The organism is Saccharopolyspora thermophila (assembly GCF_014646075.1).
GTDB lineage: Bacteria > Actinomycetota > Actinomycetes > Mycobacteriales > Pseudonocardiaceae > Saccharopolyspora > Saccharopolyspora thermophila.
In genome coordinates, this window is sequence record NZ_BMMT01000004.1 from 64656 (window position 1) to 80190 (window position 15535).

General features: G+C 70.8%; 12 protein-coding genes and 4 pseudogenes. 9 read left to right on the plus strand and 7 right to left on the minus strand.

Features of this window, described 5'->3' with window-relative positions; translation table 11 throughout:
- The first annotated feature begins 163 nt into the window (after positions 1 to 163).
- Positions 164 to 2509: an arylsulfatase gene (locus IEY17_RS08040; RefSeq protein WP_188986687.1), complete on the plus strand. Its 2346-nt coding sequence runs from the start codon at positions 164 to 166 to the stop codon at positions 2507 to 2509.
- A gap of 139 nt (positions 2510 to 2648) precedes the next feature.
- Positions 2649 to 3578, plus strand: coding sequence for a LysR family transcriptional regulator (locus IEY17_RS08045; protein WP_229679936.1), 930 nt, complete (start codon positions 2649 to 2651; stop codon positions 3576 to 3578).
- On the opposite strand, the gene IEY17_RS08050 is transcribed toward IEY17_RS08045, so the two are convergent.
- The gene (locus IEY17_RS08050) at positions 3579 to 5045 is read right to left on the minus strand and encodes a helix-turn-helix transcriptional regulator (RefSeq protein ID WP_188986688.1); all 1467 of its coding nucleotides are present in this window, start codon (positions 5043 to 5045) and stop codon (positions 3579 to 3581) included.
- A 119-nt stretch (positions 5046 to 5164) separates the two neighbouring features.
- Here IEY17_RS08050 and aceA point away from each other — a divergent pair, with 119 nt between their 5' ends.
- The gene (aceA, locus tag IEY17_RS08055) at positions 5165 to 6478 is read left to right on the plus strand and encodes an isocitrate lyase (RefSeq protein ID WP_188986689.1); all 1314 of its coding nucleotides are present in this window, start codon (positions 5165 to 5167) and stop codon (positions 6476 to 6478) included.
- 373 nt (positions 6479 to 6851) lie between these two features.
- Here aceA and IEY17_RS08060 read toward each other — a convergent pair whose 3' ends face one another.
- Positions 6852 to 7481: a GNAT family N-acetyltransferase gene (locus IEY17_RS08060; protein WP_188986690.1), complete on the minus strand. Its 630-nt coding sequence runs from the start codon at positions 7479 to 7481 to the stop codon at positions 6852 to 6854.
- Positions 7482 to 7638: 157 nt separating this feature from the next.
- Here IEY17_RS08060 and IEY17_RS08065 point away from each other — a divergent pair.
- Positions 7639 to 8688 (plus strand): annotated as a pseudogene (locus tag IEY17_RS08065) (NAD(P)H-dependent flavin oxidoreductase).
- Between the two features lie 61 nt (positions 8689 to 8749).
- Positions 8750 to 9406, plus strand: coding sequence for an MOSC domain-containing protein (locus IEY17_RS08070; protein WP_188986691.1), 657 nt, complete (start codon positions 8750 to 8752; stop codon positions 9404 to 9406).
- Here the strand turns inward: IEY17_RS08070 and IEY17_RS08075 are convergent.
- The 3 genes from IEY17_RS08075 to IEY17_RS25270 form a co-directional block, all read right to left on the minus strand.
- A complete protein-coding gene (locus IEY17_RS08075; RefSeq protein WP_229679937.1) occupies positions 9381 to 10385 on the minus strand; it encodes a methyltransferase in 1005 nt (334 codons plus the stop codon). The two genes, IEY17_RS08070 and IEY17_RS08075, sit on opposite strands and share 26 nt — an antisense overlap.
- Before the next feature lie 80 nt (positions 10386 to 10465).
- Complete coding sequence (locus IEY17_RS08080) at positions 10466 to 11134, minus strand: GntR family transcriptional regulator (RefSeq protein ID WP_188986692.1); 669 nt, start codon at positions 11132 to 11134, stop codon at positions 10466 to 10468.
- 37 nt (positions 11135 to 11171) lie between these two features.
- The gene (locus IEY17_RS25270; RefSeq protein ID WP_229679938.1) at positions 11172 to 11624 is read right to left on the minus strand and encodes a hypothetical protein; all 453 of its coding nucleotides are present in this window, start codon (positions 11622 to 11624) and stop codon (positions 11172 to 11174) included.
- Between IEY17_RS25270 and IEY17_RS25275 the strand changes: the two are divergent.
- The 3 genes and pseudogenes from IEY17_RS25275 to IEY17_RS08095 all read left to right on the plus strand — a co-directional run.
- Positions 11611 to 11697, plus strand: a pseudogene (locus tag IEY17_RS25275) (hypothetical protein); the annotation flags it as partial. The gene IEY17_RS25270 and the pseudogene IEY17_RS25275 overlap by 14 nt on opposite strands.
- A gap of 238 nt (positions 11698 to 11935) precedes the next feature.
- A pseudogene (locus tag IEY17_RS08090) lies at positions 11936 to 12100 on the plus strand (RpiB/LacA/LacB family sugar-phosphate isomerase); the annotation flags it as partial.
- Positions 12101 to 12160: 60 nt separating this feature from the next.
- Positions 12161 to 12604: an NUDIX domain-containing protein gene (locus IEY17_RS08095; RefSeq protein WP_188986693.1), complete on the plus strand. Its 444-nt coding sequence runs from the start codon at positions 12161 to 12163 to the stop codon at positions 12602 to 12604.
- Here IEY17_RS08095 and IEY17_RS26040 read toward each other — a convergent pair.
- Both IEY17_RS26040 and IEY17_RS26045 read right to left on the minus strand, forming a co-directional pair.
- Complete coding sequence (locus tag IEY17_RS26040) at positions 12517 to 13257, minus strand: transketolase family protein (protein WP_373289859.1); 741 nt, start codon at positions 13255 to 13257, stop codon at positions 12517 to 12519. The two genes, IEY17_RS08095 and IEY17_RS26040, sit on opposite strands and share 88 nt — an antisense overlap.
- A pseudogene (locus IEY17_RS26045) lies at positions 13247 to 13755 on the minus strand (transketolase); the annotation flags it as partial. The pseudogene IEY17_RS26045 and the gene IEY17_RS26040, both read right to left, overlap by 11 nt.
- Positions 13756 to 13993: 238 nt before the next feature.
- Between IEY17_RS26045 and IEY17_RS08110 the strand changes: the two are divergent.
- Positions 13994 to 15493 (plus strand): CoA-acylating methylmalonate-semialdehyde dehydrogenase, encoded by a 1500-nt coding sequence (locus IEY17_RS08110; RefSeq protein ID WP_188986694.1) that lies wholly within the window; start codon positions 13994 to 13996, stop codon positions 15491 to 15493.
- The last annotated feature ends 42 nt before the right edge of the window (positions 15494 to 15535 follow it).

A 15535-nucleotide genomic window follows, 5' to 3' on the forward strand; every position in this document is an offset into this window, starting at 1 on the left:
CTATCGGCTGCATCGAGAACCGGTCTGCGGCCGCGACGATCAGGGCTTCATACCCCCGGTTGTGGCGCAGACCGCTTGTCACCGTGCCCGGCCGGGCTCCTCGCCCGGCCCGCCCGCCTTAACATCCGCTGCGTTCACGCCGATTCCGCAGCGGAGGTCGAGGATGGACGTGTCCCGCGAACGGTTGCCGATCCCGGACCCGCAACTGCCGCCCGCGACCGCGATCGACGTGCGCGACCAGCGTCCGCCCTTTCCACCACGGCAGCCGCTGCGCGCACCGGAGGGAGCGCCGAACGTCGTCGTGGTGCTCATCGACGACATGGGCTTCGGTGCACCGAGCGCCTTCGGTGGTCCCTGCCGGATGCCGACCGCCGACCGGCTGGCCGACGGCGGGCTGCGCTACAGCCGCTTCCACGTCACCGCGATCTGCTCACCGACCCGGCAGGCGCTGCTCACCGGCCGCAACCACCACTCGGTCGGCATGGGCGTCACGACCGAGATGGCCAGCGCCGCGCCCGGCTACTGCGGGGTGCGACCGCTGAGCGCCGCGACGATCGGCCAGATCCTGCAGGGCAACGGCTACAGCACCGCCGCGTTCGGCAAGTGGCACCAGACCCCGGCCCGCGACGTCAGCGCAGCCGGCCCGTTCGACCGCTGGCCGACCGGGGAGGGGTTCGACGCGTTCTACGGGTTCCTGTGCGCCGAGATGAACCACTGGTACCCGCTGCTGTTCGACGGCACGAAACCCGTAGAACCGACACGCCGCCCGGAGGACGGCTACCACCTGTCCGAGGACCTCGTCGACCACGCCATCGACTGGGTCCGCGACCAGCGGAGCCTCAAACCGGACCACCCGTTCTTCGTCTACCTGCCGTTCGGGGCCACGCACGCGCCGTACCACGTGCCACCGGAGTACCGGGAGCGCTACCGCGGGAAGTTCGACCACGGCTGGGATGCGCAACGCGAGATAACCCTGCGGCGGCAGAAGGAGATCGGCGTGGTGCCACCAGACGCGGAGCTGGCACCGTGGGCCGAAGGCGTGCCGCACTGGGACGAGCTGTCCGCCGCGGAGCGCCGCGCGGCGGCCTCACTGATGGAGCTCTACGCCGGGTTCGCCGAGCACACCGACGTCCAAGTAGGACGGTTCGTGGACGCCTTGGAGGAGCTCGGGGAACTCGACAACACCCTGTTCTTCTACATCCTCGGGGACAACGGCGCCTCCGCCGAAGGCGGCATCGGCGGCACGCTCAACGAGCACCGCTTCGCCAGCGGAATCCCCGACAGCGCCGATTTCATCAACTCCCAGGACGCGGTCCTCGGCGACGCCACCACGCACGCGCACTATCCGGTGGGCTGGGCGCTGGCGATGAACACGCCCTACCAGTGGACCAAGCAGGTCGCCTCGCACTTCGGCGGCATCCGCGACGGGATGATCGTGCACTGGCCCGCCGGGATCGCCGAGCGCGGCGGTATCCGGCACCAGTTCCACCACGTCATCGACGTGGTGCCCACGATCCTGGAGGCCGCGGGCATCCCACACCCGGTGGAGGTCAACGGCGTCGCGCAACAGCCCATCGAGGGCACCAGCATGCTCTACAGCTTCAACGACGCCGAGGCGCCCGACCGGCACACGGTGCAGTACTTCGAGATGGTCGGCAACCGCGGCATCTACCACGACGGCTGGATGGCGGTCACCCGGCACGGCACCCCGTGGGTGATGGTGCAGGACGGAATCCGCCGCTCCTTCGACGAGGACCGGTGGGAGCTCTACAACACCAACGAGGACTGGACGCAGGCCCACGACCTCGCCGCGGAGCACCCGGAGAAGCTGCGTGAACTCCAGCAGCTGTTCCTCATCGAGGCGGCCAAGCACAACGTGCTGCCGCTGGACGACCGGATGACCGAGCGGGAGAACCCGCTGGAAGCCGGGCGGCTGGACCTGATGGGGCAGCGCCGTTCGGTCACCTTCCACGCCGGTGCCAAACGGCTGACCGAGGAAACCGCGCCGAACGTCAAGAACCGCTCGCACTCGCTCACCGCCGAGGTCGTGGTGCCGCCGGGCGGTGCGGAAGGCGTGCTGGTCGCGCAGGGCGGCCGGTTCGGCGGCTGGTCGTTCTACTTCCACGAAGGCCGGCCCAGCTACGCCTACAACTACTTCGGGTTGGTGGTGCACCGGGTCCGCGCACCGCACCCCGTGCCGCCCGGTGAGCACGAGATCCGGCTGGAGTTCCGCTACGACGGCGGCGGCGTCGGCCGGGGCGGGGACGCGACACTGCTGGTCGACGGCCAGGAGGTGGCCACGGGCCGGATCGACGCGACGATCCCGTACTACTTCGCCTTCGACGAGACCTTCGACATCGGCGTGGACCGGGCCACCCCGGTCACCGACGACTACCCGGTGCTGGACAACCGCTTCACTGGCCGCCTGCACTGGCTCCGGGTGGATCTCGGCGACGATCTGCACACCGACCTGGCCGCCGAACACGCCTTCCGCACCGCCCACGAGTGAGTGCTCGCCGCGGGCTGCGCTGACGCGGCGGTCATTCGGCGGGTGACGGGACCGCCGGCCATCGGGACGCTGCCACTCTGCGGTGTCCAGCTCGTGGACATCGAGCAGCCCAAGGGCGCGCAGGTGCCACGATGGTCAGGTGGCCCAGTGTGGGCCGGACCTGGCGCGGGATCGGTGGGACGTGGAACGGCGGGAGCTGGAATACTTCTTGGCCATCGCGGAGCACGGCAGCTTCACCGCTGCCGCCCAGGCCCTGCACGTGGCCCAGCCCTCCCTGTCGCACGCCATCCGCAACCTGGAGCACGAGCTGGGCGGCAAGCTGTTCCACCGGCTGCGGCACGGTGTCGCGCTGACCGCGGCCGGGGAAGCGTTGCTGGAGCCGGCGCGGCAGGTGATGCGGGATCTGAGCACCGCTTCGGCGTCCGTCCGGCAGGTGCTCGGGTTGTCCGCCGGGCGGCTCGACGTCGTCGCGCAGACGACGCTGGCCGTCGACCCGCTCGCCGAGCTCGTCGGCGCGTTCCTGCGCGCGCATCCCCAGGTCACGGTGACGGTGTCGGACCCCGAGCCGGGGGCTGATGTCACCGCTACGGTGCGGTCGGGCGAGCGCGAACTGGGTGTGGTCGACGCGACGCTGCCGGTCGAGGATCTGGAGAGCATGCTGCTGCGCAGCCGCGAGATCTTTGCCGTGCTGCCACCGGGTTCGGCACCCGGCCGCCGGCGGCTCGGGGTGGCGGAGCTGTCCACTCTGGACTGGGTGGCGACACCGCCCGGCACGGCGACCCGCGCGGTCATCGAGGACACCGTGGGTTCCGGCGGGGCCACCCCGTCGGTGGCGGTGGAGACCGCGCACCAGGCGATGATCGTGCCGCTGGTCCTCGCCGGGGCCGGCGCGACGCTGCTGCCGCGTTCGATGGCCCAGGACGCCGCCGACCGCGGAGCGGTCGTGCTCCCGCTGCGCCCGCGAGTGGTGCGGCGAGGGGTGCTGTTCTGGCGTCCCGGGCCGCTGTCCCCGGCCGCGGCGGAGTTCGTGCGGATGGCCGAGGCCATCGCCGAGCCCCGCCGCGGCTGATCAGTCCTGGTGCGCCTCGACGAACGCGTACACGTCCGCCTCGTCGACGCCGGGGAAGGTGTCCGAGGGCAGCGCGGCGAGCACGTGCGAGTGCGCCCGCGCCGACGGCCAGACCATGCCTTCCCAGCGGCTGGCGAGGTCCGCCGGTGGCCGCTGGCAGCACTCGCCGTTCGGGCAGCGCGACTTGGAGTGGTTGTTCGTGTCCCGGCCCCGGAACCACCGGGACTCGGTGTAGGGCACGCCCAGGGTGATCGCGAAGTCCCGTCCGCGGCTGGGGTCGACGTGCGCCACGCACCAGTGCGTCGCCCCCGGCTTGTCGGTGTACTGGTAGTAGGTCGAGTAGCGGTCCGGTGACGCGAACACCTGCCGCCCCGCCCAGTAGCGGCACATCCGCTGACCCTCGATGGCGCCCGTCGGGTCGCTGGGGAAGACCAGCCCGTCGTTCTCGTACGCCTTGTAGATGATCCCGGTCTCGTCGTTGCGCACGAAGTGGCAGACCAGGTCCAGGTACTGGGTGGCGAGGTTGGTGAACCGGTGCGCGGCCATCTCGTAGGACACCGAGAACACGTCGCGCAGGTCCTCCACCGCGATGTCCCGCTCGGCCTTGGCTTCCTGCAGGAACGGCACCGCGGCCGACTCCGGCACCAGAACGGCGGCGGCGAAGTAGTTGGCCTCGACCCGCTGACGGAGGAAGTCGGCGAAGTCGCGGGGCTGGCGGTGGCCGAGGGTGAGGTGCCCGAGGGTCTGCAGCAGGATCGTCCGCGGGCTGTGCATGCCCAGCGACTCGCGGCGCAGGAAGATCCGCCGGTTCTTCATGTCGGTCACCGAGCGCACCGAGCGTGGCAGGTCGGTGACGAACCGTAGGCTGTAGCCCAGGTGCGTGGCGATGGACTGGATCATCCCCTCCGACAGCGGGCCCCCGTGGTAGCCGACCTGGTCCAGGATCTGCGCCGCGGCCTTCTCGATCTCCGGGAAGTAGTTGCCGTGCTCGCGCATCATCCGGCGCAGCTCGGCGTTGGCCTTGCGGGCCTCCTCCGGTGTGGCGACCTGCTTGGTCTCGCGGCGCTTGAGCTCCTCGTACAGGGCGAGCACGTGTTCGAGTGCCTCGGTGGGCACCCGCTTGCCCACCTTGAGGGGTGGTACGCCCAGCCGCTGGTAGAGCGGGTCCAGCTGGGCCTTCTCCACCGCGATCTCCAGCTCGGCCCGCCGGTTCGGCGGCTTCTTGGACAGCAGCTCGTCGACGGAGGTGCCCAGCGCGTCGGCCAGCGCGCGCAGCAGCGACAGCTTCGGCTCGCGGTGCCCGTTCTCCAGCAGCGACAGCTGCGACGGCGCACGCCCCACGCGTTCGCCCAGCTCCACGAGGGTCAGCCCGGCCGCCCGCCGCAAGTGCCGCAGCCGCTGACCGAAGACCAGAAGGTCGTGTTCCGTGGAAAAATTACGGTCTTCTTCGGCGACAAACTCCGTCATAGCGTTGATGCTAGCAGAAAAATCCCGAAAATTACCAAGGAATTCTTCTCGTGTTTCGCCGTGGCGTGGCCAAGACTGGGTTCCAACAGGCCGCCGACCAATCCCGGAAGGGGAACAAGATGAGCATCCGCGAGCAGGCGAAGCAGGCCGCTGAGGAACTCCAGCGCGACTGGGACACCAACCCGCGCTGGAAGGGCATCGAGCGTACGCACTCGGCCGAGACCGTCATCCGCCTCCGCGGTTCCGTGCGTGAAGAGCACACCCTCGCCCGCCAGGGCGCCGAGCGGCTGTGGAAGCTGCTGCACGAGACCGACTACGTCAACGCGCTCGGCGCGCTGACCGGCAACCAGGCGGTCCAGCAGGTCCGCGCCGGGCTGAAGGCGATCTACCTGTCCGGCTGGCAGGTCGCGGCGGACGCCAACCTGGCCGGTGAGACCTACCCGGACCAGAGCCTGTACCCGGCCAACTCGGTCCCGGCGGTCGTGCGGCGGATCAACAACGCCCTGAAGCGGGCCGACCAGATCAACTGGTCCGAGGCGCTGGACCCGGAGGCCAAGGGCACGGAGGACGAGTCCATCCACTGGATGGCCCCGATCGTCGCCGACGCCGAGGCCGGTTTCGGCGGTGTGCTCAACGCCTACGAGCTCATGAAGGCCATGATCACCGCCGGTGCCGCGGGCGTGCACTGGGAGGACCAGCTGGCCTCCGAGAAGAAGTGCGGCCACCTGGGCGGCAAGGTGCTCATCCCCACCGGCCAGCACGTCAAGACGCTCAACGCCGCGCGGCTGGCGGCGGACGTCGCCGGGGTGCCGACCCTGGTCATCGCCCGCACCGACGCGCAGGCCGCGACCCTGCTCACCAGTGACATCGACGAGCGCGACCGGCAGTATGTCACCGGTGAGCGCACCCCGGAGGGCTTCTACAAGGTGCGCAACGGCATCGAGCCGTGCATCACCCGTGCGCTGGCCTACGCGCCGCACGCCGACCTGATCTGGATGGAGACCTCCACCCCGGACCTGGAGGTGGCGCGCCGGTTCGCCGAGGCGGTCAAGGCCAAGTTCCCGGACCAGATGCTGGCCTACAACTGCTCGCCGTCGTTCAACTGGAAGAAGAACCTCGACGACAGCACGATCGCCAAGTTCCAGCGCGAGCTGGGCCACATGGGCTACAAGTTCCAGTTCATCACGCTGGCCGGCTTCCACGCGTTGAACTACAGCATGTTCGACCTGGCCAAGGGCTACGCCGCGGACGGTATGACCTCCTACGTCGACCTGCAGGAGCGCGAGTTCGCCGCGGAGGCCAACGGCTACACCGCGACCCGCCACCAGCGCGAGGCGGGCACCGGCTACTTCGACCTGATCAGCACCGCGGTGAACCCGGACTCCTCGACCACCGCGCTGGCCGGCTCCACCGAGGCGGCCCAGTTCCACTGATCATCCAGACCGTGGTCGGCCGAGCGCCGGCCACCCCGGACGCACCAGCGGCCCTGTGGCGGGGTGTCGGAAATATCGCGATGGTGCGAGCGGGCGGGAACCCAGGCGTCGGGTTCCCGCCCGCATTTTTGTGCCCCGATCCGGTGATCGACTGCGGTGGCTGTATCTGTTCGGGGGGTCCGCTGCTCTTTATCCGCGAGGGCCCGGGGAAGCCGGGCCGCGAGCGGGAGGAGTGCGTCATGTCGATCGGTCTCGGCGGCCGATGGTTCACCGTCCAGGACCTGGAGGGCATGCCCGATGGCGGCCGCCGGTACGAACCCGGTGGAGTTCTCCCCGGCCGACGTGGTCGCCGGGCTGCGCCGCTGAGCCGGGATCAGCCGCCGACCGGCCGCCACATGCCGTACGCGGTCAGCCCGCCGGCGATCGGGAACTCGTGGATGACGCGGAACCCGAACCGCTGGAAGTGCGCCACGCTCGCGTGCGCGGTCGCCTCCAGGTAGACCGGTGTGTCGTGGGCGTCAGCGCGGGCCAGCCCGGAGGTCAGCAGGGCGCGGGCGTCCCCGCGGCCCCGGGCGTGCGGGGCGGTGCCGAGTGCGAACAGGTGCCAGTGCGGCTCGTCCGGCCGGTGGCTGTCGCTGGCGTTGAACGTCTGGATCGCCCGCGCTGCCTCGGGGAGCCGCCAGCGGAACACCGACAGCAGGTTCGGCAGGTGGGCCAGGCGGCGGCCCAGCAGCGGCACCTGGTTGCCGGGGCGGTCCCAGACGGCCACCGCCTCGGGGCGCTGCGCCCGCACGGCGATCTCGGTGCCGTGGTCGACGTGGTCCTGCGAGAGCAGGAGAGAGAACAACGCGGGGAGCTTGTTCGCCCGATGCGCCGGGTCGGGCAGCAGGGCGGACATCCGCGGCTCGTGCTGGTACGCCGCGCCGAGCAGGTCGGCGATCGTCTTGGTGTCCTCCGCGGAGGCGGTGCGGAGGACGAGGTCGTCGTGCTTGGTGCTGTTCATGGGTTGGCCTTTCCGATCAACTCCTCATCATCCGTTATGCCGCAGGGGAAAGGGGAAGCAACAGTTGAGGGTCCTGTGTAAATCGTGACGGATCACGGGTTGTGATGCGGACGATGTCCCGATGTGCTGCGGGCGGCCGTGCGACTACCGTCGGAATATGATCGCAGAGCGAGAGATCCCGCTGATCGCCGCGCCGATGGCCGGTGGCGTGTCCACGCCGGAGCTGGCCGCTGCGGTCAGCGGTGCGGGCGCATTCGGCTTCCTGGCGGCCGGATACCTGTCCGCGGAGGCGTTGGCCGGGCAGGTCGAGCGGCTGCGGGCGCTGACCTCGGAGCCGTTCGGGGTGAATCTGTTCGTGCCCGGTCGGCACCGCGACGTGGACCTGGCGGACTACCAGGAGCGGGTGCGGTCGGCGAGCGCGCGCTACGGGGTGGACGCGGGATCGCCGCAGTGGGACGACGACCAGTACCCCGCGAAGGTGGACCTGGTGATCACCCAGCGGATCCCGGTGGTGTCGTTCACTTTCGGCCCGCCGGACAGGTCCATTGTGGAGCTCCTGCACGAGGTGGGGTCCGAGGTGGTGGTCACGGTCACCACGCCCGCGGAGGCGCGACTCGCTGCCGAGGTGGGCGCCGATCTGCTCTGCGTGCAGGGCATGGAGGCCGGTGGGCACCGGGCGATCTTCGAGGACGACCGGGAGCTGCCCGGTGGTGGTCCGTTGTACGGCCTGCTGGCGGCGATCCGCCTCGTCCAGGCGGAGGTCGACCTGCCGGTCATCGCGGCCGGTGGGTTGGTGCACGGCGCGGATGTCGCCGCGGTCCTGGCGGCCGGAGCGGTGGCGGCGCAGCTGGGCACGGCCTTCATGGTCTGCGACGAGGCCGGGACGCAGCCGGTGCACCGCGCCGAAATCGCCGCCGGGTCAGCGCGAAACCGCGCTGACCCGGGCGTACAGCGGGCGCCCGGCCCGCGGGCTGGTGAACCGGTTTCTGGCAGACAACACCGATGCACCCGCGGCCTACCCGCAACTGAACAACCTGACCAAGCCGATGCGCGGCGCGGCGGGCAAGGCCGGCGACCCGGAGCGGATGTCGTTGTGGGCGGGCCAGACCTATGCCCAGGCGCGAGCAGTGCCCGCGGCCGAACTGGTGCTCGCCTCATCGACGAGGCAGGCGCGTCCCTGGCGCGGGCCACGGCCCGGCTGGGGTGACCAGCGTCGCGTGCCGCGAAATTCGGTGGGGCCGGGGTGGGTGGGTTTGTAGGTTGGGCGCATGGGAGTCGTCCAAGCGGTGAACGTCGCGGTGGTGCGGACCGGCGACTGGACGGGGCGCGTCGGCCGGACCGGCATCGACAAGCGGCCGGTCGAGCACGCGGTGCGTTTCGAACCGACCGGGGTGCGGGGTGACGTGGTGTGCGACACCAAGCACCACGGCGCCTGGTACCAGGCCGCCTATGCGTTCGACGTCGAAGAGCTGCGCTACTGGTCGGCGGTGCTGCGCAAGGAGCTGGTCCCAGGCAACGCGGGCGAGAACCTCACCCTGGCCGGGTGCGACAGCACCTCCGCGGTGATCGGCGAGCGGTGGCGGGTCGGCGGCGCCGTGCTGCGGGTGACCGGACCGCGCACGCCGTGCCGAGTCTTCGCCGGGTTCTGGGGCGTCAAGAGCCTGGTCAAGCGGTTCACCGAGCACGGGCGCACCGGCGTGTACCTGGCGGTGGAGGAGCCGGGCGAGGTCGCGGCGGGTGACACCGTCGAGGTCCTCTCACGGCCCTCGCACGGCGTGCGGGTCGACGAGCTGTTCGCGTTCCAGATGCGCGGCCGGCAGGAGTTGGCCGAGCACGTCGCGCGCGGTGTGGCCGACCTGCCGGAACCGTGGCGGGAGGACGTGGCCCGGAAGGTGCGCGCTACCGTTGCGGTCGGCACTCGATGACGGCGTAGCCGTTGTCCAGCGGGGTGAAGTCCTCGACCGCCAGGCCGGCGGCCGCCGCCACCTGCTGGATGCGGTCGAGGTCGCGCATCCGGCCCCCGGCGTAGATCATCATCCGCAGGTCCAGCTCGGTGAACTGCGCCATCCGGTCGTTGTCGGGCAGCAGCTCGACGATCAGCACCTGGCCGTCGGGGCCGGCGGCCCGCGCGCAGTGCTGGAGGATTCGTGCGGCGTCCTCGTCGTCCCAGTCGCCGAGCACGTCGCAGAGCACCACGCAGTCGGCCTCGAACGGCAGCGGTTCGAAGAAGTTCGCGGTCACCACCTCGGCGCGCTCGGCCACGCCCTGCTCGTCGAGGTAGGCGGCGGCGTTGCGGGACGGGCCGACGAGGTCGACGAGGATGCCGTGCAGGTGCGGCGCTGACTTCAGGATCTCGGCGAGCAACACGCCCTTGCCGCCGCCGACGTCGGCGACCCGGGAGTGGACGCTCCAGTCGTGCGCGGCCACGACCAGCGGTGCGATGTCCTGCGTCTTGTTCTCCATCAGCTCGTCGAAGGAGTCCGACAGCTGGGAGTTGTGCGCGAGGTCCTCCCAGAACGACCGCCCGAACGCGGCCGGGTACGCCGGGTGGTGGCCGCGCACCTGCTCGATGAGTTCGACGAACGCCAGGTCGGCGCGGCCCACGGCGCCGTCGAGGTCCAGCCAGGCCCGCGGGCTGTCGGCCGCGTCGCTGCGCAGCGCGTCCGAGAGGTCGTTGGGCCCGAAGACGTCGGTCTCCGGTTCGGTGAACATGCCGTGGTGCACCAAAAACCGCAGCACCCGGCCCAGCGGGTCGGGTTCCGCCCGGCAGCGGTGCGCGATCTCGGCGAGCGGGACCGGGCCGTCCTTGACCACATCCGGGACCCGCAGGGTGGCCGCGGTCCGAACGGCGAAGGGGGTGGCCAGGTCGGCCATCGCCCAGATGTCGAACGAATCGTGCGGCATGGGTTGCAGGGTAAGCCCGCGGCAGCGGGCCAGCGCGCCGCGAACCGGCCGGGCGCGGCACCGTGCTTTGTGGACCCTGCTCAGTCCTCTAGCAGGGCGACGATGCGGTCGGCCGTCTCGCGCATGTGGCTGGCCATGACCACCCGGGCGCGACCGGCGTCACCGGCCTCGATGGCGTCGACGATCGGCAGGTGCCGCTGCCAGTCCATGTTGCGTAGCGCCTGCTCCGGTCCGGATCGGACGATCGTCGCCCGGGTCAGCCCGGACAGGTGTTCCCAGGACTGCACCAGGGTCTGGTTGCCGGTCAGCTCGCACAGCCGCCGGTGGAACGCCAGGTCGGCCTCGACCCGCTCGCCCATCGACTGGTCGGCGTCGCGCAGCCGGTCGATCGACTCGCGCAGCTGCCGGACGATCTCGGTCCGGTCCGGGATCGCGCACAGCGTCTCCACGGCCAGCGACTCGAGCGCGCCGCGCACCGCGAAGATGTCGCCGACCTCCGCAGGGCTGAGGGCCCGGACCAGCAGCCGGCCGCGCTCGTCGGCGACGACCAGGCCCTCCTGCACCAGGTGGCGCAGCGCCTCCCGCAGCGTGCCGCGGGAGACCGACAGCGCCTCGCTGAGTTCGGTCTCGATCAGCCGGGTGCCCGGCGCGAGCTGACCGCTGCTGATCGCTTCGCGGAGCTTCTGCAGGCTCTGCTCGCGCAGGGTCTGCCTGTCGACGCCGGTCAGCGCGGGAACGTCCAGGGACACCGGTCATCGCCTTTCTGGTCGTCAGAAGGTCTTCACTTTAATCCATCCCCGTTGAGATCAACAGTTGATTGTTGACAGTCGACTCATCGGCGGCGTTAGCTGCGCGGCACTTCCAGCACGAAGGGGTGTCGCGTTGAACAGTCAGCCGTCCGAACTGGGATGCTCGACCATCTCGTTCCGCCACCGCTCGCTCGCCGAGGCGTTGCGGGCGGTCGAGGGCCTCGGACTGCCCGGGATCGACCTCGGCGGTCTGCCGGGCGTCTGCGACCACATCCCCACGCCGCTCGGCGACCTCGCCGCAGAGCGCGGCGTCCGCCTGCTGGTGGAGGGTCTGCACCACTACCGGTTCTGCCGCACCCGGGACCGCACCCGGGCGGTGCTGGACCGGGTGCCCGCCGAGTCGGCCGGATTCGTCCTCGACGTCAGCCACCTCGTGGCCGGCGGGATCGACGAAGTCGGCCCGGCCGCGGCCGGGGGTGAGGTTGGCCACCGGCCTGGGCGTCGAGCAGACCACCGCGGCGGTCGCCGAGGGATTCGGCAACCTGATGGCCGAGGTCGGGTTGATCATCGGCTTCGGCGTGCTGCTGGGCTCCTTGCTCTCCGCGACGGGGACCCTGCAGCGCCGCGGGGAGGATGGGACTGGGGCTGGGCATCCATGGCGAACCCGGGTGTCCGAAGTGGACCTCCCGAGCGTAGCCGAGGTGGCCGACGCGCTGGTGGCGGGCGTGCTCGCGGGCGCCCCGGCGGACGCGGGGCAGCGGGTCGGCGTGATCCTCAACGGGCTCGGCGCCACCAAGCACGAGGAGCTGTTCGAGCAACAACGCCCAGGTGCTGACCTTCGGTCAGCGCGTCATCGGCCTGGAGCTGGCGCGGCGGCTGGCCCGCGAGTGGCTGGGCTACCGCTTCGACCCGGAGTCCCCGTCGGCCCGCAAGGTCGCCGTCCTCACCGACTACGAGAGCTGCTGACCGCACCCGGGCCACCCGGCCTGCGGTACCGTGTGCGAAAGCCCGGGAGGACGGTCCGCGATGCACTTGTCCGAGGTGGCCGACCTGGCCAGACAGGACGCTGCCGACGGGGTCGAGCAGCAGATCGTCGCCGCTGTCATCGACGTCGGCGGCCGGGTGCTGCTGGTGCGCCGGTCCGCGGGCGATTCCCGCGGCGGCGAATGGGAATTCCCCGGTGGCAAGGTGGATCCGGGCGAGGACCTCGACACCGCGCTGCGCCGCGAGGTGGCCGAGGAAACGGGCCTGGACATCGTGGCGGTCACCGGTTACCTCGGCGCTTTCGACTACGTTTCGCAGCGCGGCCGGTACAACCGCCAGCACACCTGGTCGGTCACCGTCACGGCGGCCGACCAGGTGCGGCTGACCGAGCACGACGCCTACACCTGGGTCTCGGCGGGCGACGAGCACCCGCTCGGCGGCGAGCTGGAAACACTGCTGCACAAGCACTTCCAGCAAGCCGGCTGAGACCGGCGTCGTGGAGCGGCAGCTGCTGGGGGCGCCTCCGGCGGCTGCCCCGGTTCAGCCCGCCCCGAACGTAACCCGATCACTCCGCCGATACATCCGACCACAGGTCGAGCTGGCGGGCCGGGGCCCCAGGGGTCAGCCCAACGCGTCCAGGACGCGCTTGACCACCCGGTCCGTCGACAGGCCGTAGCGGTCGTGCAGGGTCGGCAGGGCGCCGGCGGCCAGGAACTCGTCCGGCAGGGCGATCGGCAGTAGGGAGCGGGGCGCGCCCCCACCGAGTCGCACGGGTCCACAATGGTCAGACCCGGCACGCCGCGCAGGATCGCGATGTCCTCGGTGGCCTGGTGGCTCGGCCCGTAACCGGTGGTCAGGCCCGGGAGTCCGCCCACCACGTTGACGTTGAGCCCCGGTTCGGCGATGTCCGGGCACAGGAAGTCGTACGCGCGCCGGGTGGCGAACACCGAGTAGGTGCTGGCGAACGGCACCAGCCCCACCTCCTCCATGCCCGCCGCGGTGCCCAGCAGCAGCTGCTCGGCCATGCCCAGCTGGAAGTACCGGTCCGGGTGCGCCTGGGCGTAAACGTGCATGTCCGTGTACCTGCCCAGGTCCGCGGTCAGACCGACCACATCGGACCGTTCGGCGGCGGATCGCATCCCAGCCGAAGGCGGACCACTTGTCGGCCACCGGTTCCGCGGACAGCACCGCCTCGGTGGGGCCGTCGGCCTGCAGGCCGTTGAGGTCCACCAGCGCGACGAGGTTGCCCAGCCGGTGGTGGCCGAGCTGCCCTGGCGGCGCAGGCCCAGGGCCATGCCGACCGCCACGGTCAGGCCGTGGCCCAGCGAGCCGCCGGAGATCTCCATGCCGGGTGTGTAGGAGGCTATCCCGGACATCGGCAGCCGGCTGTTGTCGGAGCCGTAGGTCTCCAGCTCCGCGATGTCGATGGTGCCGGCCTCGGCCAGCGCCGCGTACCGGGCGATCGCGTAGTGGCCGGTGGACAGCAGGAACCGGTCCCGGTCGGGCCAGTGCGGGTCGTCGGTGCGGTAGCGCAACCGGTCCCGGTAGACGGCGGCCAGCAGGTCCGCCACGCCGAGCGCCTGGCCGACGTAGCCCTGTCCCTGGACCTCGCCCATGTTCGGGATGTGGTGGCGCATGCGGTGCGCTGCCGCGGCGACGGTGGACACCGTTCCTCGCAGGTGCAGCCATGGAGTTTTCCTTCCCGTTACCAACGCCCTCCGAGTGTTGTTGACTGTCAACAGTCGGTCAGGTCCGAATCGATGCTGTGAGGCAGCGCACCCTGTTGCGGTGCTCCGCATTCTGGGAAAGATAGGAGTACAAATGGTTTGAGATCCGAGTAAATTCCGACCGGTTCGGCGGAAGGTGCGGTGCGTGATGACCAACGAGCTGGAGCACTTCATCGGCGGGAAGCGGGTGGGGGGCACGTCGGGCTCCTTCGGCGACGTGTTCGACCCCAACACCGGGCGGGTGCAGGCCAAGGTGCCGCTGGCGTCCGCGGAGGAGGTCGTGGCGGCCGTCGACAGCGCCGCCGAGGCACAACCGGCGTGGGCCGCGCAGAACCCGCAGAAGCGCGCCCGGGTGCTGATGCGCTTCCTCCAGCTGGTCAACGACGAGATGGACTCGCTGGCCCGGCTGCTGGCTTCCGAGCACGGCAAGACCGTCGCCGACGCCAGGGGCGACATCCAGCGCGGCCTGGAGGTCGTCGAGTTCGCCGTCGGCATCCCGCACCTGCTCAAGGGCGAGTACAGCGAGAACGTCGGCACCGGCATCGACGTGTACTCGATGCGCCAGCCGCTGGGCGTGGTCGCCGGGATCACCCCGTTCAACTTCCCCGCGATGATCCCGCTGTGGAAGGCGGCACCGGCCATCGCCTGCGGCAACGCCTTCGTGCTCAAGCCCTCCGAACGTGACCCGTCCGTGCCGCTGCGGCTGGCCGAGCTGTTCATCGAGGCCGGGCTGCCGCCGGGGATCTTCAACGTGGTCAACGGCGACAAGACCGCGGTGGACGCGATCCTGACCGAGCCGCGCGTGCAGGCTGTCGGGTTCGTCGGCTCCTCGGCGATCGCGGAGTACATCTACGCGACCGCGGCCGCGCAGGGCAAACGCGCCCAGTGCTTCGGCGGCGCCAAGAACCACCTGATCGTCATGCCCGACGCCGACCTGGACCAGGCCGCCGACGCGCTGATCGGCGCCGGCTACGGCTCGGCGGGCGAGCGCTGCATGGCGATCTCGGTCGCGGTCCCGGTCGGCGAGGCCACCGCGGAGGCGCTGGTCGGCAAGCTCGTCGAGCGGGTGCGCGAGCTCAAAATCGGCACCAGCTTCGACGAGACCGCCGACTTCGGCCCGCTGGTCACCAAGGACGCCTGGCAGCGGGTCCGCGACCTGATCGGCGTGGGCGTCGAGGAGGGTGCGCAGCTGCTGGTCGACGGGCGTGACTTCACGCTGCCCGGCCACGAGGACGGCTTCTTCCTCGGAGCTTCGCTGTTCGACCACGTCACGCCCGAGATGCGGATCTACCGCGAGGAGATCTTCGGCCCGGTGCTCTCGGTGGTGCGCGCCGCGGACTATGACGAGGCGGTGCGGCTGCCCAGCGAGCACGAGTACGGCAACGGCGTCGCCATCTTCACCCGCGACGGTGACGCGGCGCGGGAGTTCGTCTCGCGGGTCAACACCGGCATGGTCGGCGTCAACGTGCCGATCCCGGTGCCGATCGCCTACCACACCTTCGGCGGCTGGAAGCGGTCCGGTTTCGGTGACCTCAACCAGCACGGCCCGGACTCGGTCCGCTTCTACACCAAGACCAAGACGGTCACCTCGCGCTGGCCCTCCGGCCTCAAGGAAGGCGCCAGCTTCACCATCCCGACGATGCACTGATCCACCGGTCGTGGGGGGGGGGGGGGGGGGGGGGGGGGGGGA